Source organism: Fischerella sp. JS2 (assembly GCF_032393985.1).
Classification (GTDB): domain Bacteria; phylum Cyanobacteriota; class Cyanobacteriia; order Cyanobacteriales; family Nostocaceae; genus Fischerella.
Genome location: NZ_CP135918.1, coordinates 2,588,577 through 2,610,035, shown reverse-complemented (window position 1 = coordinate 2,610,035; position 21,459 = coordinate 2,588,577). Strand labels below are relative to the sequence as shown.

Here is a 21,459-nt window from a genome sequence, read left to right as displayed (position 1 = left end):
TGCGTTTTCCCCGATCATTCCACAAACAGTAATATTGCGTGACCGTCAGGGTCTTTAATGAGACAAGCTTGCCGATAAGGAAATGAGCGATCGCTAAACTGTACAATTCTTGGTGATACAAACTGAACTCTGTTGTGCTGTAACTTATCCACTAGCTGTTCAATACCATTAACAACAAGCTCAATTTGTACCCTCGCAATATCGCAACTTTTCCAGTCACTTGGTATAGGACGGCCTTTCCCAGGCACAAGATAATCCAGCAGTTCAATTCCTACACTACCTTGAACTGGTCGCAGTGCTGTAATTTGGACTTCGGCTGCTGGTAAGTTATCCAAACGAGCCTGAGTTGCACGCCAATTGAGACTGCGGCTATCAACTTGTATTCCCAACAGGTCACGATAAAAGTGTAGACTTTGCTCGGTGTTGGAAATAGTGATCGCACTATGATCGATTCCTAAAAATAAGCGATCGCTGTTCTGATGCCATTTATCTTGTCCTTTATCAGGCGGAAACCAAATTAGCTCTAAATCGTGACCGTCAGGATCTTTAAACTTAAAAGCACGGACACCAGCAGAGGTTTCATTACCAGGTGGTATTGTCTGGGGCGCAGTAGATATGGGTTGAATGGGAAATGAATATAGATGAGCATAAGCACGCTCCATATCACTTACCACAATCGCCAAATGTTGAAACCATAAGTCATTACTTTGGGAATCACTGGGAATAGGTTTTCCTTCTACATTGAGATATTCTATTAATTCGATGAGTTCATCACCTAGCCGTAAAGTAACAATACGAATTTCTGCCCCAGGTATGCCTTCTAAATCGCTGTAATCTTCTTGTGCAACAGTGATGTCAGAAACGAGTTCAAAATTAAGTGCTTGGGTGTAGAAATCCAAAGAGCGATCGCAACTTGTTACCGTTAAGCCAATAGCTCTAATTCTTTGTACTTGTACATTGGTTTGACTAGGCATATTCAACCACCTTTGTACTTACAATTAATTTTCTGTTAAAGGGTATGAGTCACAAGGCAAAAGGTAGAAGTTATTGAATTTTGAATTTTATAGCTAGCTTCTTAATAGAGTAATTTGAATTTTTAAGCCTGCCATATATAAAGAAGTGAGAAGAGGAAGACCCAAACAATATCAACAAAGTGCCAAAACAAAGTGGTAGCACTCACACCAAAGTGACCTTTTTCGTAGTTACCTCGCCTGAAGGAGCGGACAAGCATAGTTATTTGGAGAATCACACCAGTAAGAACGTGTAGACCGTGAAAACCTGTTAATACATAAAATGTAGAACCGACTAGACCTGTGCTTAACCCAAAATCAAGATTACTCCACTCAATTCCTTGACCGATTAAGAAATAGGTTCCCATGCAAATTGTCATCAGCCATAGCCAACGGAATTTATTTAGCCTATGATGCTTAAGAGCATTTTCTGCTGGTTGAATAACAAAGCTGCTAGAAAGCAAGACAATTGTATTAATTATTACAAAATTAGATAATTCTGGCCCTGAAATCCCAGGTGGTAGCCAATTTTCTGAATGCGTTAACCGCAGACCAACATATGTAAAGATAAAGCTCAAAAAGACTATGCTTTCCGACAACAAAAACACAGTAAATCCAAAAATTGCTTTGCCATGATGGTCTTCAGCACGTCCACCACGGACTGGTAGGTAACGCTTGAGCCAATTTGGTAGGTATCGCCGCCACCGTTCTAAAGGGATAGGACTTTCATCTACATGAATTACACCACGGTTCATAAATTCATAATTTTTGTTATTTGTCATTAGTCATTGGTCATTTTTCATGAGTTCTTATTTTTCTCCCTGATGATAGTCGGAAGGTTCTATGACTGAGTATTTGGGATCGCCGTAGTCATAGGGTGGTCTTTTTACAACAGGAATTTCTTCAAAGTTATCTCGCGGTGGAGGTGAGGTCGTTTGCCATTCTAGTCCTGTGGCGTGCCAAGGATTGTTGACTGCCCTTTGTCCGTATAGCAAAGAACCTATCATATTGGCAATAAAAGGCAGTATGGATACTCCTAACAAAAATCCTCCTAAACTAGCGATGACATTCCATCCTTGATAGCGTGGATCGTAAGAGGAAATGCGGCGTACCATTCCTTGTAAACCTAGTGGCAGCATGGGGAAAAAAGTTAGGTTAGCACCAATGAAAGTTAACCAGAAATGCACCTTACCCCAACCTTCAGCATACATTCGTCCAGTTATCTTCGGAAACCAATAGTAAATGGCAGCAAAGATTGCCATTGTGATGGTGTTAAAGACAATGTAGTGGAAGTGCCCCACTACAAAGTAGGTATTGTGGACGTGAATATCAAACGGTACTGCTGCCAACATTACACCAGTGACACCACCGAGTAGAAACATGGCTGCACCTCCCATAGCGAACAGCATGGGTGTCTCCAAGTGCAGCTTACTCTTCCACACTGTAGCCGTCCAGCCAAATGCCTTTACACCAGTAGGCACAGCAACCAACATGGAGGTAAACATGAATAATATCCGCATCCAGCTAGGAGTAGCACTGGTGAACATATGATGCACCCAAACGAAAATGCTGACTACAGCGATGCCTAAAGAAGCAACAGCTAATGATCGATAGCCAAATAGAGGGTTACGGGAAAAGGCTGGCAGAACCTCCGCAAAAATACCGAAAGCAGGTAGTGCCATAATATAAACTGCGGGGTGGGAATAGAACCAAAATAAATGCTGGTAAATGATCGGGTCGCCATTCTCTAAGGGTTTGAAGAATTGCGTCCCAAAACTGAGATCGAATAACAGCAGGATCAATGCGCCTGTTAAAGAAGGCAAATTAATCAGTTGCAACAGTTGGGCGCTGAGAACTGACCAGACAAATACAGGCATTCGGAAAAAAGTCATCCCTGGGGCGCGCATCCAAAAAATGGTAGTAACAAAGTTAACAGCCCCCATTATTGAAGAGATGCCAATCAGGACTATACTTACAATCCAAATAAATTCACCATTAATCGGCTGACCAGGAGGAATTTGCAGACTAATTGGAGGATAAGACCACCAGCCGGACTGTGCTGTTCCATTGGGCAGCAAGAAGCTAGATATTAATAAAATCCCGCTTGGTGGCAGAATCCAGAAAGAGATAGCGTTGAGCAGGGGAAACGCCATATCCCGCGCTCCCAGCATTAGCGGCACTAAGTAGTTAGAGATACCTGCATTGAAGGGGATAATCCATAAAAAGATCATGATTGTCCCGTGCAAGGTGAACAAGCCGTTGTACAAGGGACGATCAAGTACATTTGATTGAGGTGTAATCAGTTCAGCACGGATGAGCATTGCCAACAGTCCGCCAATCAAGAAGAAAATGAAAGTCGTCACCATGTACTGAACGCCGATGACTTTATGGTCAGTGCTGAAGCTGAAGTATCGTCGCCAGTTATTCTCCGACTCGTTTTGAGGCTCTCTATCTTCGGTGATATTTTCACTAGAATCATGTGTCATTCATTACTTTCCTTTCATTGGCGATCGCTCTTTGTTCAGGTGCAACAGTGTACCAGCCACTCTTAAAAAATGTTTTTGGCGGTTGAGTATACTCAGCAACTGCCTGATTTTTGATAGTTGTTGGTTGATGTTGGGTTTGACTAAGCCACTGGTTATATTGCTCAAGGGATTCAATGTGTACATCGGCATCCATCAAAGCAAAGTAAGTACCGCTAAATAAAGCATCTTTCAGCTTGTATTGACCCGTGCGCGTGGGTGTAACTACAAGATCAATGTCGCGTCCAGGCACAATATACTGCTGTAAGCGGAATTCAGGAACGTAAAAACTGTGAAGTACGTCCTTTGCGTGCATATTTAAGCGAGTACGACGATTTACAGGTAGGTGTAATTCATTACTAGTAAAATTATTGGGATAGCGAAAAGACCAATCCCACTGCTTGACGAAAACATCAATAGTTTCAGCCGCCCCTTTAGGTTTGTCATCACTTGATGCGGCATAGACTGGTTCTTCTAAAGGTGTATGCAAATGTACAACTTGTTGCAAACCTAGAATATTTAATTGCTGATAAATATTGAAGCCTTGGAAAGCCAGCCACAAAACTAACAAAGTAGGAGCGGCCGTCCATAAAAATTCTAGTTTGATATCGCCTCTGGATGGGTGTCCCTCGCTGTAGTCATTTTTGGGTGCGCGAAAGAACAGTACTGAGTACACCATCATACCTACAAGCCCAAGAATAATAAACGCGCCAATTGAGGTTAAGAAGCTAAACAAACTATCTACCTTTTGCGCTTCTGCTGTGGCTTCAGGCGGCATCCAAGAATACGCTTGCTGTCCAATCCAATGACTGACAACAAGCAAAACTGCAATATAACCAGCTATTAGTAAATATTCTAAAAATCTAGACATAAAACTTTCTAAATTCCCATTTATTTAGGCAGTAAGTTTGGGTTTACGCCCTCTTGGAGTAACTTAGCAGCAGTGACGTGAATCCCGAATTCCGATCCTAATTGCCCTCCTAATGTTCCGTGGATATATAAAATACCTAGCATTGCAATCCCTACTAACAAGTAACACCATTGCACTTGTCTAGAAGCATCCTTACGCCAGCGATAGCGTTGTAAACCTCGCCACACGGTCATAGCAACGATAATCCCCAACAACGCAACACCACCCAAACCATGTAAAAGCATTGTCCAGGAAGCATTTAACCCCCAATCGCTCTTTTGATTAATGGGTGGATTTGCCAGCAGTAGCTCAAAAAAACCAAAGGCAACTGTAAAAAAAGTGATAATAGATGCGCCTAGAAGGTTGTACCAACCAACATCAAAGAAGCCAGAACGGATAGCAGTCAGACCCAAAAATTTGAAGATTGGTCGTTCTATGGGAAAAATAGCTCCTGCTATATCGAATAAAACGGCAATAATAAATAAACCTAATGTCAGATGCACCAGCTTGGGATGCATAGGAATTTCGTAGGGCAATCCGTTAGCGCCTAATCTCAATCTTAATTGGTCAATTAGTTGCGAGTTCATGGCGATATTCCCTGCTTCATCGCTTCAACGACAGGCTCAACATGCAATCCGTATACCCAAAATAGCTTGCTACCTAGATATACTTGCAGAAAAACTAGACAAACTAAAAATGTGGCAACACCAAGGTAAGCGGGAGGAAGTTTTAGCGGGTTACGGTTACGAAGCACAAACCGCCAAGCTGTAATTGCAGCAACGATCGCTCCCAGCGACCAACCCATAAGTGTGTGAAAGTTGAGTGTTAGCTGAACTGCTGGATACACTTGTGCCAGACCTGCTTCAAATTGTCCAAAAATTATCGCTATAAAAATCGCGATCGCTGCAACAAATATATTCCAAAAACCGACCTCAAACAAACGCACATTGCGTGTGAAATAACCAATTACATCACAAATAAAGGAGAAGAACACCATCGCAATTACGAAATGGACAATTATTGGGTGTAACGGATCGGGGTACGGGAGATTTTCGCTATTAAGAGGTAGAGAGAACATTGCTTTCTCCTAGCGATCGCTAGATGCTGTATTCTGAGTTAATTTTGAGCAAAACAAAATTCATTCTTGAATTTTCAGCTTAAAATTGCTCTCCACAAAAGTATTATTAACTCTTACCTAAGAAACAGAACAATAAATACTATCGTTAGAATGATTTCGAAAAATAATTTATTGATTCTTGTTAATTAGATTTTCAATTTAAAAAAATATAAGAGTTCTTGTCAACTCAGTTTTTTATTTAGTTGTCAAATGAGTGCTGCTAGCTTCATGCTTCCAAAATTGCATACAATTATGAAAAGGAAATGAAATTTTTCTCGATCTTTAGAAATAATTTTTTATTCCTTCCCTAATTTCAGACAATTAGCACTGCAAACTTCTAAAGTAATGCCAGAATCAAAGCAATAGCTGTCAATAAATTAAATATTATCGAAGAAGGGAACACAGAACATGGAACTGTTCTGTGTTCCCGCATCGAAGTCTAAAACCCATCTTCTATAATTTGCAAGTTTGGGTTGCGTCTAAATCTCCATCTTAAACTCTTTACCTATTACTCATTACCGGGTGATGTGGCGATTCCTCCATTCTTTTTTAAAAAACAGGCTTCCACGCCACCCAATCTTGGTGAGTTTTTGTACCTTGAAATGTCAAGCCTCTAATTAGGAGCGATCGCTACTCCTATTTGCAGTTTAAGAACGCCGCACGTTCAAACAACACCATTCTTTGCGTTTCCACAGAGTAGCAACCACCCAACCATTTTTTTCTAAAGTATCAGCAACGGCTTTCGATTGCTCGACTAAGATACCACTGAAGATACACCAAGTGCTGGGTTTGGCGATCACACTCATTTGGGGAACCAGTTCAATAATGACATCAGCTAGGATGTTGCATACGATACCATCAACTGGTGCAGTGATCAGTTTTGCTGCAACATCTACACTACCTTGTGCCACAAGCAAGCGTTCGGCATCGATGCCGTTGAGTAAGAGATTTTCTTGGGTTGATTGCACTGCCAGGGGATCAGTATCTACCGCATAGACTTGCTTTGCTCCCAGTAGTATAGCTCCGATGGAAAGGATACCAGAACCACAACCAATATCTGCAATTACCGTATCTTTTGCTTGTTCTTTTTCTGTAACAAAAGCAGCAGGATCTTCAGAAAATCTCATTTCCAAGGATTCCAAACACAATTGAGTTGTAGCATGGTTTCCTGTACCAAAAGCCATACCAGGATCAAGGCGGATAATTAAGCGATCACTATTTTCTGGCGTTGGATACCAAGCGGGATTAATCAAAAAGCGATCGCCTATTTCCTGTGGTAGCCAGTATTGTTTCCAGCTACTTGCCCAATCTTGTTCGTCAATGAACTGCCAACTTATAGTAGGTGCAGCAATTTCCATACACAACGCGTCTTGGCGTAACCACAGCGATAGCGCGGCTAAATCCAAAAGCTGTGCTTGAAATCTCGGTAAATAAGCCCTTACCAGACTTTGATTTCCTTTTTTTTCACTTGCTGTACCACGACAGCCAAAATTTCCCAGCCGCCAAAAGACACTATCTTCTAGTTCTGGTTCACAAAGAATTTGTAATTCCCACCAAGTGTTAGCCATAGATCTATTAGGGAGATGGGGGGATGGGGAGATGGGGGTGAGGAGTGTGAGGGGTAGAGATGTTCTCCTTATCCTCCTTATCCCCCTTGTCCCTCTTACCCGAACCCTGATCCCCGATCCCTATTCCCTTATTAAAGTGTTACTGTATACGCATCCCGAATTCCAGGTACTTTGGTGATCTCGCCTAAAATGCCATCAGGTAAGGGATCATCAAGACTGAGAACCATCACCGCATCACCACGAACAATTTTCCGACCTACCTGCATACTAGCAATATTGACATTAAAGCTGCCCAATAGGGAACCAAGTTTACCAATGATTCCTGGCATATCCCGGTGTACGGTGAACAGCATGTGATGGCTGGGGGGAACGTTAATTGGGAAACCGTCAAGGTTTGTGAGGCGGATTTCTCCATCGCCTAACAAAGCGCCTGTGACAGCATGAGTACCCAAAGAACCAGTAGCCTCCAAATGTATGGAACCAGCATAGTCTTTAATCGCTGCATCCCGGGTTTCAATCACACGGATTCCCCGTTCTTTGGCTTCGATGCTGGCATTAACGTAATTTACCCGTTCTCGCAGTGCTTGGAAAAGTAGTCCTTTGAGGGATGCGACTACTAACGGCTGACTTTTATTGGTTGCTAGTTCACCTTGCAATCTGACATTGAGCAATTCTACTCTACCGCCTGCTAATTGTCCGACGAGATTACCCAAGGTTTCGGCTAACTGCATGTAGGGTTTGAGTTCTTCTAAGACATCCGGTCCCAATCCCGGAATATTTACTGCTGATCGCGCTGGTAAACCTAAAAGTACATCGCGAATTTGTTCAGCAACATCAATAGCTACGTTCACTTGCGCCTCTGTTGTGGAAGCACCTAAGTGGGGAGTGAGGATGACTTCTTTACCCAAAGACCGTAAACTAGATTCTCCTAATGGTTCAGACTCGAAGACATCAAGGGCAGCGCCAGCAATTTTACTTTCTTTAATGGCAGTTGCGAGAGCTTCTTCATCAATGATGCCACCACGAGCGCAGTTGATAATTCTGGTGGTAGGTTTCATTTTTGCCAACATATTGGCATTGATTAAATGGGTGGTTTCTGGAGTTTTGGGGATGTGTAGGGTAATGTAGTCTGCTTGCTGTACCAATAAATCCATATCCACTAGTTGACAACCAAGCTGTTCAGCTCGTTCTGTAGAAATAAACGGATCATAAGCCAGCAATTTCATTCCCATTGCTTTGGCAACAGCAGCAACATGGGAACCAATTTTACCCAAACCGACAATACCGATAGTTTTTTTGTAGACTTCAGCACCAACAAAGGTTTTACGATCCCATTCACCGCGTTTTACAGAAGCGTTGGCATCAGGAATGTGACGAGACAAAGACAACATCATTGCCAATGCGTGTTCAGCAGCAGCGATGGTGTTTCCTTCTGGAGAGTTAACAACTACAATCCCCTGACGTGTGGCGGCGGCAACATCGACGTTATCTACACCTACACCAGCGCGTCCGATAATTTTGAGTTGTGTCCCAGCTTCGATGATTTCTTTAGTAACACGGGTTCCAGAACGAATCATCAGTGCATCATATTCACCAATGATTTTGACTAATTCTTCTGGTTTTAAGCCTGTTTTGACATCAACAGTAGCAACTTGGGATAAAATGTCAATCCCAGCTTGGTCAATTGGATCAGAGACGAGAACCTTAGACATGATGGTTGGTTTTAAGCTAGAGGTAATGCGATCGCTGGAATATTAAGTTTAATGTTTATGTGTACCAGTTGAGCAAGGAATATAAACAACATGATTTAGCTGGACTGCTATACCTCTTGTTCAGCTTCTCTACTTAGCTGGTTAGGAGTTCAGAGTAAACTTACCTTTTCCTCAATTACCACCTGTGGAAGCATAATACTGTAAGTAATTAGCCGAACTTGATATAAGACTCTCTCGCTAAATATAAAGCATCAATAGTGCAAACACCTATATGTTTATTAAATATTCCAAAAGTAGAGGCGTGATCTTCCTGATCCCGAATTTTGGTCTTTTCATCTTTGTGTTTTAGAGCCTTGGTGGTTCAAAAGTTGATTTTTCACCACTAAGACACTAAGACACCAAGAAAAATACTTTACACCTTAAAAGGATTAGTTTTGAGGAATGACATAGTCTAATTTTTTACTAGATAGAAAGCAATACTATTACTTAAGTATTGAAATATTAAAGTTTTAAAAAATACGTAATTTTTACATACCTATTTTATATAAACCAGCAGCAGCATAGAAGTGTAGCTGTCAAATATATATTTATTTTCTAGTTCAAAACCCTTTATATAAAGGGTTTTGAAATTTGCTGCTGCCAATTTTTAGTAAATTTAAACTACATAAAGAAGAGTTATGCCAGCAGATTTCGCAGGTAACAATTTAAATAATTCTAGGAATTTAAATGTTAATTATATCAACCAAACCTTTACAGATTGGGTAGGAAAGCGTGATAAAAACGATTACTACAGCTTCAATGTGAGTAGTCGTAGTAGCTTGAATCTAGTTGTTGATGGTCTGTCAGCCGATGCTAATTTACAATTGCTAAATAGTAGTGGTGCTGTAATCGCGGGTTCTGACAATCGTAAAAAGAAGGCAGAGACAATCAGCACAACTTTAGATGCTGGTACTTACTATATCAGAGTTTACCGAGCCAATAAGAAAAAGAGTACTTACTACAATTTAAAAGTTTCTGGCAACGAAGCACCACAATCTTTACAGTTTAGTACCAGTAAAAGTAGCTACCAACAAGGTGAAACAGTTAGCCTTGCAAACACTAGTGTCTTTGATGGTAATAGTGCAGCTGACTTAGCACGAGTAGATTTTTGGTTGCAAAAAGACGGTGTTCAATGGCAAGATATCGCCGATGCGGTGAACTTCATTGCCAACAGTAACGATAACCGCTATGCCAGTTTTGAATACAGTTTATCTGGTCTGGGTGCTGGCAACTATTTATTATCAGCAAAAGCTTATGATAAATCTGGTGCTAGTACGGACAGCATACAAACCAGTTTTAGTGTTGTACCTGTTTCTACTCAAGACTGGTTTGATCTTAATATTCAAGATGCAGGTATACGTGAGGCTGCAAGATGGCATTTTACAGATAATATCCTTGATCGCAACGATATGATTGCTATCCTCAGGGAAGCAAAAGACAGTAGTGTGGTTGATGGTACTGAGTTAACAGACTTGCGTACATTAGTTAATAATTCCTCTTTTTTAGGAATACCAGAGTATGTACGTGTTTTATCTAATAAAGTCGTTAATGATGACCTAGCCAATCAAAATTATCAAGGTAGGGCGCTAGGTAACTTGTATGCAGGTAGCAGTGATATTCAAATCGAGAACTTAATTAGCAAATGGTTTTTAGGTAGCGATCGCCCCACAACTTCCTATAATTATCAATACGCTAATGGTTCTCTGTTTCAAAATGGTATTACTTATCAAGATATTAAACAAGGTAGTATTAATGACTGCTTTTTCCTCACAGGTTTAGCAGCAACTGCTTTTCGTTTATCCACTATGATTGAGAATATGTTTATTGATAACGGTGATAATACTTTTACCGTGCGTTTTTACAACTATGGAATTGCTGATTATGTGACGGTAGATAGGTATTTACCCACCAATCAAGCAGGATATTTTGTTTACGCTAGCAAAGACAATTACTACGGAAACTCTGGCAATGAATTATGGGTAGCTTTAGCTGAGAAAGCTTACGCTCAACTAAATGAATCTGGATGGATTTATCAAGATAATACCAATTCTTATAATGGCATCGGTAATGGTGGTTATGTTAGTGATGCCCTAACAAATATCACGGGATTAAACACTTCTCTCGCCAATCTTCTCAATTTTAACTCAATAGTAAATGCTTTCAATTCTGGACAAATGATTGGTTTGAGTACAAAATCAACAGTAGTAGATGCAAATATTATTGCTAGTCATGCTTACGCACTAGTAGGTTACAATTCTGCTACTCAGATGTTTACACTGTTTAATCCTTGGGGTATCGATAATGATACTTCCAAACCAGGTATTATCGAGCTTTCCTGGAATCAAATTGAGACAGATTTTAGTTATTGGGATGCGACAACAAATAATATTGTGTGATTTTGTGGTTTAAAAAATAATTTATACTAGATGTAAATCACAGCATTGAACAACATTATATTTCATCAATCGAACACCGATAAACACCGATAAACACCGATGAGATTATCCATGTGCATCTGTGTGCAACTGTGTTCGTTTCTTCAAAAAGACTTGGACTATTATATCTATATTTTCTAAATTTTAGATGAATAAAAACTCAAGTGATCGCTACAAAGTTTGAGTCATTCAATATACATTTTTTAAGTTTTTGTTTGCATCTCTTGAATTAATTCATTAAAACAAAATTATTTGTAAACTAATTAGCATTTTACATCATATTTATATAGTAATTATTGGCAAAGAGGGAGATAATTCAATGCTTTAAAATTTTACCAAAGGAGAAAATACTTATGCCCATTAAAAGTCATAATCAGAACTTGTTTGATAATAAAGGGCTAAATATTACTCCTAATTACTCAGTAGATAATTTTAGTTCGCCAAATGAATACTACTTTTACAGTAGTCGTAGTAGCTTTCATACAAAAGGAAATATTCTAGAACCAGATGTTATTGAACTGCGACGAAAAGATCGCAAATCAAAAAAATCTGTATCATCTCAAGCTACCAAAGCAGACTTAGTAATACAAAATGCATTTGCTCCTAGTGTGGCAGCCGCAGGCAGTAATATTCAAATTTCTTATCAGGTGAAAAATAAAGGTAAAAATAGTGCTGGATTTAACTATACAGATTTCTATCTTTCTAAAGATAAAAATATTAGTAGTGATGACTCTCTTTTAGGTTGGAACTGGCTTGGTAGTCTTGGGGCTGGTAGTTCTACCTCTCAATCTCAAAATGTGACTATCGATAGCAATCTTGCTGCTGGAAACTACTACATATTGTACAGAGCCGATGCTTTTGATAATGTCATAGAAATTAGTAATACCAATAATATTTTGGCGCGGGAAATTACCATTACTAATACAGCAAGTGGAGGATATAACCCCAACTCTGGTTATGGCTTAATTAACGCTTCCGCAGCAGTGGCCAAAGCTATCGGTGAAAAACCTTTTGCAGATGTTCCTGACTTGGGTGGAAATAACTGGGGGGCTGATTTGGTAAAAGCACCAGAAACTTGGGCGAAGGGATACACAGGTAAAGGTGTGGTTGTGGCTGTTTTAGATACCGGAGTAGACTACAATCACCAAGACTTAAGTTCTAATATCTGGACGAATAGGAAGGAAATTGCTGGTAACGGCAAAGATGATGATGGTAACGGCTATATTGATGATTACTACGGTTGGAATTTTGATGGCAACAATAATAGTACCTTAGATGTTAATGGTCATGGTACTCACGTCTCTGGTACTATTGCTGGAGTGAATAATGGCTATGGTGTCACTGGTATTGCCTATGATTCTAAGATTATGCCAGTGAAAGTTTTAGACGATGAAGGCTCAGGTTCTTATAGTGCGATCGCTAATGGTATTTACTACGCAGTAGATAATGGCGCTGATGTGATTAACTTGAGTTTAGGCGGCGGGCGTTCTAACGATACACTTCAAAAAGCGATTGAATATGCCAGCAATAAAGGTGTTATTGTGGTCATGGCAGCTGGTAACGATGGTAGTTCACAACCAGCTTATCCTGCCCGTTATGCGAAAAACTATGGACTTGCTGTTGGTGCGGTAGATAAAAATAAAAATCTTGCAGACTTTTCCAACCGTGCGGGAGCAGATCAACTTACTTACGTTACAGCTCCCGGAGTCAATATCTATTCTACACTTCCAGGTAACGAATATGCATCCTATAGTGGCACATCAATGGCGACTCCCCATGTCGCGGGTGTAGTTGCTTTGATGCTTAGCGCCAACCCTAACCTGAGTGATACTCAAGTACGTCAAATTCTCGCAGAAACATCAGGAAATACGACAACGCAAGCTGCAAATTATAGTGCAAATACTACCAGCTTAAGTTATGACACTAATGTGACTGCTATTTCTAGTTTCGATACCAATGTTACTTCACCTTGGATTCGCAGCTATACAAATAGAGATACTGTTACTTCTGTTAGTAATCCCAGTTCTGCACCAGAGAATCAAAATCATATCTTGCCAAATTCATCTGCATGGTCGCAATTTTGGCATGAGTACAAGAACAGTGTAATTGGTGATAGTACCACTAGCACAAGTAACGATAATTATTTTGAAACAGAAAGCATAATTGAAAAACGTAAAGTTTTAAGCTAATGCGGGTTTTGGGCATGGTTGAGTCTGTTGTAGCGTTGGGTCTGTTCTTGGTTTCGGCGTTAGGGAAATGGGTTTGATCAGCAAGCGAACACAGATAAACACAGATGATTTATCGCTGCTACTATACGACCATTCCCCAAACTACTAAAACACAGCTATGATTGCTTAAATGATGGTTCAACCCTCATCCTGGGTAGAGTCTGGAATGCAAATTAGCAAACTCAGAAATTTACACCTATTCAAATTTACTTCAGAGTTACAATTTCGACTAGAAGAAGTTGCAGAGAAGAAAAAAGCTGGAATGCTTAACTCCGAAGAAGAAGCTGAATTAGCAGGTATATTGGAGCTTGATAGAATTTTACTTTGCTTAATGCCAGGATAATTGCTGAGTCATGACCGTGTTTGAAGTTAAAAGTTTAGGACTTACGCAAAAACTCTCTCAAACTCTTATTCTTCGTGTCCTTTGTGTCCTACCCTACGGGAAGCCGCTTGCGCGTCTATGTGGTTCATTTTTATTTATTACACGACGTCAGCACATCTTTATACAGAATTGGCATCAGCCTACTGAAGTAGACTTTAGCTATAAACCTTGGAATGAAATTCCAAGGCGATTAGTAGCAAAGCGGGGATTTATCAGATGTAGGGAATAGTCAATAAACGACATTCTACAAAAATGCAGTGTTCAAAATTTATCATTTAACGTCCCACCAATTTATCCCGCAGATGCTTAATCTTATCCCGTAACTTCGCCGCTTCTTCAAACTCTAGTTTCTTCGCTGCTTCTTTCATCTGTGCTTCTAGTTGAGTAATCAATTCTGGAATGTTTTCTAACGGTAATTCATCTATATGTTGATCAACTGTTTCTATTTCTTGAGCATTTAACCTTCTTGATACTTCTAAAAAAGACAAAATCGCGTTACTCGATTTTTTCACAATCGGCTGTGGTGTAATTCCGTGCATCTTGTTATATGCCATTTGAATACCCCGACGGCGTTCGGTTTCTTCAATGGCTTTAATCATGCTATCGGTGAGATTATCTGCATACATAATTGCTTGTCCCCGGACGTGACGCGCTGCTCTTCCGATAGTTTGAATTAGGGAACGTTCGGCACGTAAAAAACCTTCTTTGTCTGCATCTAAAATTGCTACCAAAGAAACTTCTGGCAAATCTAAACCTTCCCGTAATAAGTTCACACCAACCAAGACATCAAAGTTAGCATCACGCAAGTTTTGGATAATTTCTATTCTTTCAATCGAGTTAATTTCAGAATGTAAATACCTCACCCGAATACTATTTTCTTGTAGATAATCTGTTAAATCTTCCGCCATTCTTTTAGTTAATGTGGTGATTAACACTCGTTCGTGGCGGTCTACTCGATCTTTAATTTCACCCAATAAATCATCAATTTGTCCTTCAGTGGGACGGACAATAATTTCTGGATCAAGAACGCCAGTTGGTCGAATGATTTGTTCTGCTATATGTCCATCGGAAACTTCTAATTCCCATTCTCCTGGAGTTGCAGAAACAAAAATACACTGGTTAACTTTTGACCAAAATTCTTCTGCTTTTAAAGGTCGGTTATCAGCCGCACTTGGTAAGCGAAAACCATGCTCAATCAATACTTTTTTTCTAGCTTGATCACCGTTATACATACCCCGAATTTGGGGTACGGTAACGTGAGACTCATCAATCACTAACAACCAATCTTTCGGGAAATAATCTATTAAACATTCTGGTGGTTCTCCGGCTTGTCTTCCTGCTAGGTGGCGAGAATAGTTTTCCACACCGTTGCAGTAACCGACTTCGCGCAACATTTCTAAGTCATAGCGGGTACGCTGATCGATTCTTTGCGCTTCGAGTAATTTCCCTGCTGATTCTAACTGTGCTTTGCGCTCTTTTAATTCTTGGGCGATCGCATCACAAGCTTCCTCTAACCTTTCTTCTGGGGTGACAAAGTGACGTGCGGGATAGAGGTTCACTGCTTGCAAACTCTGGAGTATTTCACCCGTGACTGGATCGACGTAACGAATCGCGTCAATTTCATCACCAAAGAACTCGATGCGAATAATCCGATCTTCGTAGGCTGGGCCAATTTCCAGGACATCACCCCGAACCCGAAAACGTCCCCGACCTATTTCTGTATCATTTCGGCTGTATTGTACTGATGCCAAATCTCGCAAAATCTGCCTTTGATTTACTTCCATTCCCACTTGGAAGGGAATCGCAGCTTTGAGGTATTCTGAGGGAATTCCCAAACCATAGATACAACTGATGGATGCGACAACGATGACATCACGCCTCTCAAAGAGCGATCGCGTGGCTGAGTGTCGCAACATATCTATCTCATCGTTGATAGAAGCTGTTTTTTCAATATAGGTATCGGTTACAGGAATGTAAGCTTCTGGTTGATAATAATCGTAGTAACTGACAAAGTACTCAACAGCGTTGTTAGGAAAGAATTCTCGTAACTCATTACAAAGCTGGGCTGCAAGGGTTTTGTTGTGCGCCAGTACCAGAGTCGGTTTACCGACTTTTTCTATCACTGATGCGATTGTAAATGTCTTCCCGGTTCCAGTAGCTCCCAGTAATGTCTGATAACGATTGTCAGTTTGGATACTACTAACTAACTGTGCGATCGCTTGTGGCTGATCGCCTGTTGGACTGAAGGGTGCTTGAAGACAAAATTTTGTCATGTAGTTTTGCTCTAAATACCCTAAAGAAGGTAGAAGGCAGAAGGCAGAAGGCAGAAGGAACAAAAGCTTATTAATCAAGCGTTGTTACCTTTTTCAATTTGATAGTATTTTCGCCATACTGCACTCAATACCTATCTCATAATAGCGAATATACACTGATAGCGAACACACCCTTTACTTACCACAGTTGTATTTATATAGCAATTATTCTTAATAATAAATTACATTAATGACTTATTGATCTTTACTTATGTGTAGATTTTAAACAACCCTATAGATATACAATATTTTTTAAAGTTAAACTTTAATCTATAGGAAAAATTTCACTTCTGTTGAATTTTTGTAAAAAATACTTAACAATTTAGAGGTATTAGCATATGGCCGTTAGCAGCAATGGTAAGGCACTAAGTCCTCGCCAGCGTGCCAAATTAAAGGGGGAAAATACAGTGGAAGTCGAGAATAACAAAGCACAAAGCTCAAACAATCAAGATAGTAATCTCGTAACTCAGGCAGATTCATCCGGTAAATTAGAAGTAACAGATACACTTGCTATTTCTGGAGTACGTCCAATTGCTGCTAGTGATTTGCAAGTAGCAGAGACAATCTCAATTGCTGGTATACGTCCTATTAGCACTAGTAGCTTACAAGTTGTAGAAACAATGAACGTTATGGGTGTGCGTCCTATTGTCGCAAACACAATCCATGTAGTTGATAGTATTAACTTATCAGGGATTCGCCCAATCGCCTCCAGTTCTTTGGTAATTTCTGAAACCTACTCTGTGATGGGTAATCGTCCTGTAGCATCAAATGTTATTGATGATTCCGAATTTTTGATGGGTTATCTTGATTAGTGAAAACTAATTATCTATATAATTGCTAACCCGCCTTTCTAGAAAAGGCGGGTTTTTTATGAAATATTTTGAGTCCTTGGTTGATTGTTGATAGTAATTTGTTGGTATCTAATCTAATAATTTCTTATCTCTCTTTGAGTATAGTAGCTAATATACCTATGGAAAGAAGGCTAAGGTAAAAATCATTAGCTAATTTATAAACATCAAAGCTAAACAAATCAAAGTTAATTATCAGCTTTGCAACAGCTTTGAAACAGATGATTATATAAAACCAGGAGAAAAAAATGAGTTTAGAAGATAGAACCAAAGCTACAGCTAAAAATGTAGAAGGTAAAGCTCAAGAAGCATGGGGAAATGTTACTGGCGATCCAGAAGACAAAGCAGAAGGAAAAGCCAAGCAAGCAGAAAGTGAAGTACGTCACTCTGTAGAAGATGTCAAAGATAATATCAAGAAAAATCTTGATTAAGATTTTGGATTAGCTTTTGAGTCTGTCAAGAAATAAATTTCTTAGCTAAAAGTTCAAGTAAGCCAAAGTCTAATGAATATAAATTTCACTCGGTTATAATAGACTTTGACTAAGAGTCTTGAAGTTTAGTTCAAGGCTTACTCAGACACAGATGCAAGACTAAGTTGAATCATCCCAAGTTCACAGCGCTAAAAGCAAATAAACAGGGTGCATTCTCTTTTATAAATGAGCGATTAGCTAAACTGGCTCAAATTCTAAAAAGATGTCGATTGAGATAGTAAGTCCGCTGAAGCGGACTTATTATTCAGAGCTAAATGTATGGATTACAAGCTGTTAATAAACATAAATAAAACATATTGTTAGTTATCTAACAGTATTTATTGAGGAGGAAACAAAAATGGGTCTGCTACAGCAGAGTCGTAAACTTGTCACGGCTGTTGTTTTAATTTTAGTTTTAACTATTACCACTGCTTGTGGTGGTAACGTTGCCCAAGTTGACCGTACCACAAATCCACCAGTAGTGGGTCGAGATGTAGCTTACGCACAATTAGAGCGGGGAAACACCGCAGCTGGACAAACTTTTGGTAACTGGGTTGTGCAAACATCTCGGGGATTAGTTACAGATGCTTATGTTCGTGATAACAACAAGTTAGGCGTCGTTATTTCTCCACAAGTTCGTCCTAACGAAGTACGAACCTTGACAAGATCTCTAATTGAAGGTTTTCGGAAAAATTTCCCTAATCAAGATTTAACGGTTTTGGTATACGCACCCGATAAGCAGCTGATTTTAACAGCTCGATATGACGTCCAAAGCAATCAGGTTCAGTACAGCTAGGGATTGTTGTTTGGTGTCCTAACAAATAACAATCAACCATCAACTACCAACAAAGATAAGAAAAGGAGATTGAGACAGTGAGTAGCAGTGAAGAGTATAAACGCCAAATTATGAGAGATTTGGCCAGGGGTGATGTTGAATCTCTTGATGATGCTCCTAGCGGTGATTTATCGCAAGAGTATCACAGCTTTGATGATTTCGCTCAGCGTACAACGCCGTCGCAGCGTCGCCAAATGTTTGAACGCTCTTTTAATGCAAGCAGTATTCCTCCTAGCCAAATGGAGCCAGAATTACAAAAGGCGATCGCTAATATTAGACCTAACGAAAGAGACGATGTCGCACGCGCCTTTTTCAAACACCTCAAGCAAAGAGGATTGGATGAGCGTCACCTGGAGCAACAACTAGGTCTTTCTACTCATAACCCCAATCGCATGAGTGCGGATGATGTTAGCAGGCTCGCTTCTTTTACATATCACAATCATCCCGACATTTTCCGGGAAGTATTGGCAGAACAGCCAGCTATCATCAAGTTCCTCAGTAATCCGATTGTGGGAGCTATTGTTGGACTTGCTGCTGCTAAGTGGTTGGGTGGTCGTAATAAGTAAATAGTGAATTTCAATAATTATAGACATGAAACGAGGGTGTGTATTACCACCCTCGTTTTTACTTGCTTAAGTCGAAGAGGAATGTTAATGAGTGAATACTTACTGGTAGATCAAAATTATTGCACTTCAAAAACCTGCAATAATTGTTAATCAATAGATAACAGTTAAAGCCAGGTAGAAATCACGATAAAAGTTTAAAAAATCTACTTTCTACGTAATTTTATCTTTAAGCAACGCTGTAATTACAGTTATTACAATTTACAGTTTTTACAATTACTGATTTAGAGAATAAAAATCAACAGCTGACATTTAACTTCATAAAATTTTTACAAAAGAAAAACAGGCTGTAGAAATTTTGTCTTCAGCTACACTTCTACTGAAATTGGAATCATCTCCCAATTACTTGCGATCGCATATCCACTATCTGCAATTATTTTCGCTTTACCAAAAATTTATCTGGCTGTCTAGTAAGTTATATTTGTGAGAACCTTATCAAATCTTATATCCCACAAAAATTAACAAGTTTGAATTGTAAAGTTTTTGTAAAGCTTTGTAGTTAGGTTTTGTTTATACTATATGATTAGTAGCGCTTATTACTAATAACTCTTGGAAAAGTTAGCAAGCTAAGGCAATCTACAAGGTTTACAATATATATTAATATTGAGTCCTTTTGTATAGGACGCGACAGGGGAGTTAACCACTGTCGCTGTAATTTTTAAGTTACAGCAGTTAAAGGGTAATTACGAATCTCACTCCAGGGAAAGTCTACCATCAGTTTTTGTCATGTTGTGGGAGTGAGTTTAATGATAGGGTTTCAATTCGCAAAAAAGCGAGGCAAAGCTAATTCAGGTATAGCACTGAGCAAATTTCAGGCAACAAAGAAGTTGCTGAAGACCACAACAATAGCTGTATCTGTTGGTATTGCAGCTGCGATCGTTTATACAAAACAGGCTCAAGCTGTTACTATTACCTTTGACGATTTACCTGGATCTGAAAATCCAATTGCTAACGGCTATGCTGGATTGAATTGGAAAAACTTTTATTACCTCAATACAACCTCTTTTACTCCTTCTGGCTATGTTAATGGGACAGTATCACCAGAAAACGTAGCCTACAATAGCTTTGAAAAAACTGTTGCGATAAGTACTGTTGATAATATTTTCGATTTTGATAGTACTTATTTAACAGCAGCTTGGAATGATAATTTGACTGTGTTAGTAGAAGGTTTTATAGGAGGGGAATCAGGGCAAAAGAAATATTCACAGACTATTGTTTTAAATACCCAAGCTCCTACACTATTTACATTTGATTTTTTCGGAATAGATTATTTAAAGTTTACATCTTCTGGTGGTAAGAACGCTGGCTACAACGGCAAAGGTACCCATTTTGCAATGGATAATTTTACTTTCAAGAAAAAAGCTAAACCTGTTCCTGAACCCGCAACCATATTTGGTTCGTTAACAGCAGGCGCAATGATGTTGACCTTATATCGAAAATACAAGCAACAAAAAGATGTAAAATAATAAGTCAATTTTTGAAGTTGTTTAGTTCAATTTAAAATATTGCCTGATATTTGCTAACGAAAATCCAAATTTGACAAAATTGCTCGGAAAGCTGCCACTAAATTAGATAATGAAAACTAATAAACTGGCTACAGTCATACGACTGACTCATCCACAGTTCTGGCTATTAACAATAGGTTCAGGTTTAATTGCAATTCATCTCACCCTGGTTTGGAAAGCAGAAAATACTAACCTATTAGGTACTAGTTTTTTGTCTTGGGCAGCTGTATCTTTTATCGTTTGGGAAAAACGAGATCATCTAAGTCTCGAAAGTGGCATTTTCTCTAGTTTTTTGGGTTTAGCTTTCATCTGGATAGCACTGACGAGAAGTGCATCTATGAACAGCTTTGGAGGTTTTTTGTATGCCTCACCCTTTATTTTTTGCTTAGGTCTTGCTTTGATAGCTTCTGGTTTTCAAGGACTAAAGCAATACATTGGGGAGTTAATCACGCTGCTTTTTCTCAGTATACCCAAGCTATTACCAGAATCGGCTATTTATCAGATTACATTACTGACTGCTAAATCATCAGCTTTTATACTTTGGTATATCGGTTTCGATGTCAATCTTTCCGGAATCAATATTTATTTACCAAATGGCAGTGTAGAAGTACTTCGTGGTTGTTCTGGTATAGAATTAATTTCCCAAATGTTGGGTTTAGCAATACTTTTTCTGCTAATGTTTCCTCAAGGTTGGCAGTATAAAATATTGGCTCCAATTGTCGCTGCCGCAGTGGGATTTATGATGAATGCTGGACGAGTGGCACTGATGACTGTCATTGTAGCAAAAGATAATATGAACGCTTTTGATTACTGGCATAGTGGAAATGGCTCTCTTTTATTTTCAATAATTTCTGTGCTAATTTTTGGTTTATTTTGTTGGTTTTTAATTGGACACAATGAATCTAAAAATCAAGATTCTCGGTTGTCATAATTAAGCTATGAT

17 protein-coding genes and 1 pseudogene are annotated in these 21,459 nt (G+C 39.3%); 9 read left to right on the top strand and 9 right to left on the bottom strand.

The window, feature by feature from the left end; all coding sequences use genetic code 11:
• Nucleotides 1–14: 14 nt before the first annotated feature.
• From RS893_RS10750 to serA, 8 genes are all read right to left on the bottom strand, one after another.
• On the bottom strand, nt 15–974 hold the full coding sequence (locus RS893_RS10750; RefSeq protein WP_315791155.1) for a VOC family protein: 960 nt from the start codon (nt 972–974) through the stop codon (nt 15–17).
• A 122-nt stretch (nt 975–1,096) separates the two neighbouring features.
• Nucleotides 1,097–1,765, bottom strand: coding sequence for a heme-copper oxidase subunit III (locus tag RS893_RS10745; RefSeq protein ID WP_315791937.1), 669 nt, complete (start codon nt 1,763–1,765; stop codon nt 1,097–1,099).
• Between the two features lie 54 nt (nt 1,766–1,819).
• Nucleotides 1,820–3,496, bottom strand: a complete 1,677-nt coding sequence (gene ctaD, locus RS893_RS10740) for a cytochrome c oxidase subunit I (protein WP_315791154.1) — start codon at nt 3,494–3,496, stop codon at nt 1,820–1,822.
• Nucleotides 3,486–4,403: a cytochrome c oxidase subunit II gene (locus tag RS893_RS10735; RefSeq protein ID WP_315791153.1), complete on the bottom strand. Its 918-nt coding sequence runs from the start codon at nt 4,401–4,403 to the stop codon at nt 3,486–3,488. Before RS893_RS10735 ends, ctaD begins: the two co-directional genes overlap by 11 nt.
• 20 nt (nt 4,404–4,423) lie before the next feature.
• Nucleotides 4,424–5,029 (bottom strand): DUF2231 domain-containing protein, encoded by a 606-nt coding sequence (locus RS893_RS10730; protein WP_315791152.1) that lies wholly within the window; start codon nt 5,027–5,029, stop codon nt 4,424–4,426.
• Entirely contained in the window at nt 5,026–5,520 is a 495-nt protein-coding gene (locus RS893_RS10725; RefSeq protein WP_315791151.1) for a DUF2231 domain-containing protein, read from the bottom strand. The genes RS893_RS10730 and RS893_RS10725 overlap by 4 nt, the downstream gene beginning before the upstream one ends.
• Before the next feature lie 686 nt (nt 5,521–6,206).
• The gene (gene prmA, locus RS893_RS10720; RefSeq protein ID WP_315791150.1) at nt 6,207–7,127 is read right to left on the bottom strand and encodes a 50S ribosomal protein L11 methyltransferase; all 921 of its coding nucleotides are present in this window, start codon (nt 7,125–7,127) and stop codon (nt 6,207–6,209) included.
• 131 nt (nt 7,128–7,258) lie between these two features.
• On the bottom strand, nt 7,259–8,839 hold the full coding sequence (gene serA, locus RS893_RS10715; RefSeq protein ID WP_315791149.1) for a phosphoglycerate dehydrogenase: 1,581 nt from the start codon (nt 8,837–8,839) through the stop codon (nt 7,259–7,261).
• Between the two features lie 677 nt (nt 8,840–9,516).
• Here serA and RS893_RS10710 point away from each other — a divergent pair.
• From RS893_RS10710 to RS893_RS10700, 3 genes and pseudogenes are all read left to right on the top strand, one after another.
• Nucleotides 9,517–11,274 (top strand): C2 family cysteine protease, encoded by a 1,758-nt coding sequence (locus RS893_RS10710; protein ID WP_315791148.1) that lies wholly within the window; start codon nt 9,517–9,519, stop codon nt 11,272–11,274.
• A 392-nt stretch (nt 11,275–11,666) separates the two neighbouring features.
• Nucleotides 11,667–13,502 carry a S8 family serine peptidase gene (locus RS893_RS10705; RefSeq protein WP_315791147.1) on the top strand — a complete coding sequence of 612 codons (1,836 nt, stop codon included), beginning with the start codon at nt 11,667–11,669 and terminating at the stop codon, nt 13,500–13,502.
• Nucleotides 13,503–13,671: 169 nt separating this feature from the next.
• Nucleotides 13,672–13,898 (top strand): annotated as a pseudogene (locus tag RS893_RS10700) (hypothetical protein).
• Nucleotides 13,899–14,198: 300 nt separating this feature from the next.
• Here RS893_RS10700 and uvrB read toward each other — a convergent pair.
• Complete coding sequence (gene uvrB, locus RS893_RS10695) at nt 14,199–16,196, bottom strand: excinuclease ABC subunit UvrB (protein ID WP_315791146.1); 1,998 nt, start codon at nt 16,194–16,196, stop codon at nt 14,199–14,201.
• A gap of 377 nt (nt 16,197–16,573) precedes the next feature.
• On the opposite strand from uvrB, the gene RS893_RS10690 reads away from it, so the two are divergent.
• The 6 genes from RS893_RS10690 to crtA all read left to right on the top strand — a co-directional run bounded on the left by RS893_RS10690 (nt 16,574) and on the right by crtA (nt 21,447).
• On the top strand, nt 16,574–17,047 hold the full coding sequence (locus RS893_RS10690) for a hypothetical protein (protein ID WP_315791145.1): 474 nt from the start codon (nt 16,574–16,576) through the stop codon (nt 17,045–17,047).
• Between the two features lie 284 nt (nt 17,048–17,331).
• Nucleotides 17,332–17,514, top strand: coding sequence for a CsbD family protein (locus RS893_RS10685; protein WP_315791144.1), 183 nt, complete (start codon nt 17,332–17,334; stop codon nt 17,512–17,514).
• A 397-nt stretch (nt 17,515–17,911) separates the two neighbouring features.
• Nucleotides 17,912–18,349 (top strand): hypothetical protein, encoded by a 438-nt coding sequence (locus tag RS893_RS10680; RefSeq protein WP_315791143.1) that lies wholly within the window; start codon nt 17,912–17,914, stop codon nt 18,347–18,349.
• 77 nt (nt 18,350–18,426) lie between these two features.
• Nucleotides 18,427–18,954, top strand: a complete 528-nt coding sequence (locus tag RS893_RS10675) for a hypothetical protein (protein ID WP_315791142.1) — start codon at nt 18,427–18,429, stop codon at nt 18,952–18,954.
• Between the two features lie 803 nt (nt 18,955–19,757).
• Nucleotides 19,758–20,477, top strand: a complete 720-nt coding sequence (locus RS893_RS10670; RefSeq protein WP_315791141.1) for a PEP-CTERM sorting domain-containing protein — start codon at nt 19,758–19,760, stop codon at nt 20,475–20,477.
• A gap of 109 nt (nt 20,478–20,586) precedes the next feature.
• Nucleotides 20,587–21,447, top strand: a complete 861-nt coding sequence (crtA, locus tag RS893_RS10665; RefSeq protein WP_315791140.1) for a cyanoexosortase A — start codon at nt 20,587–20,589, stop codon at nt 21,445–21,447.
• Nucleotides 21,448–21,459: the final 12 nt, after the last annotated feature.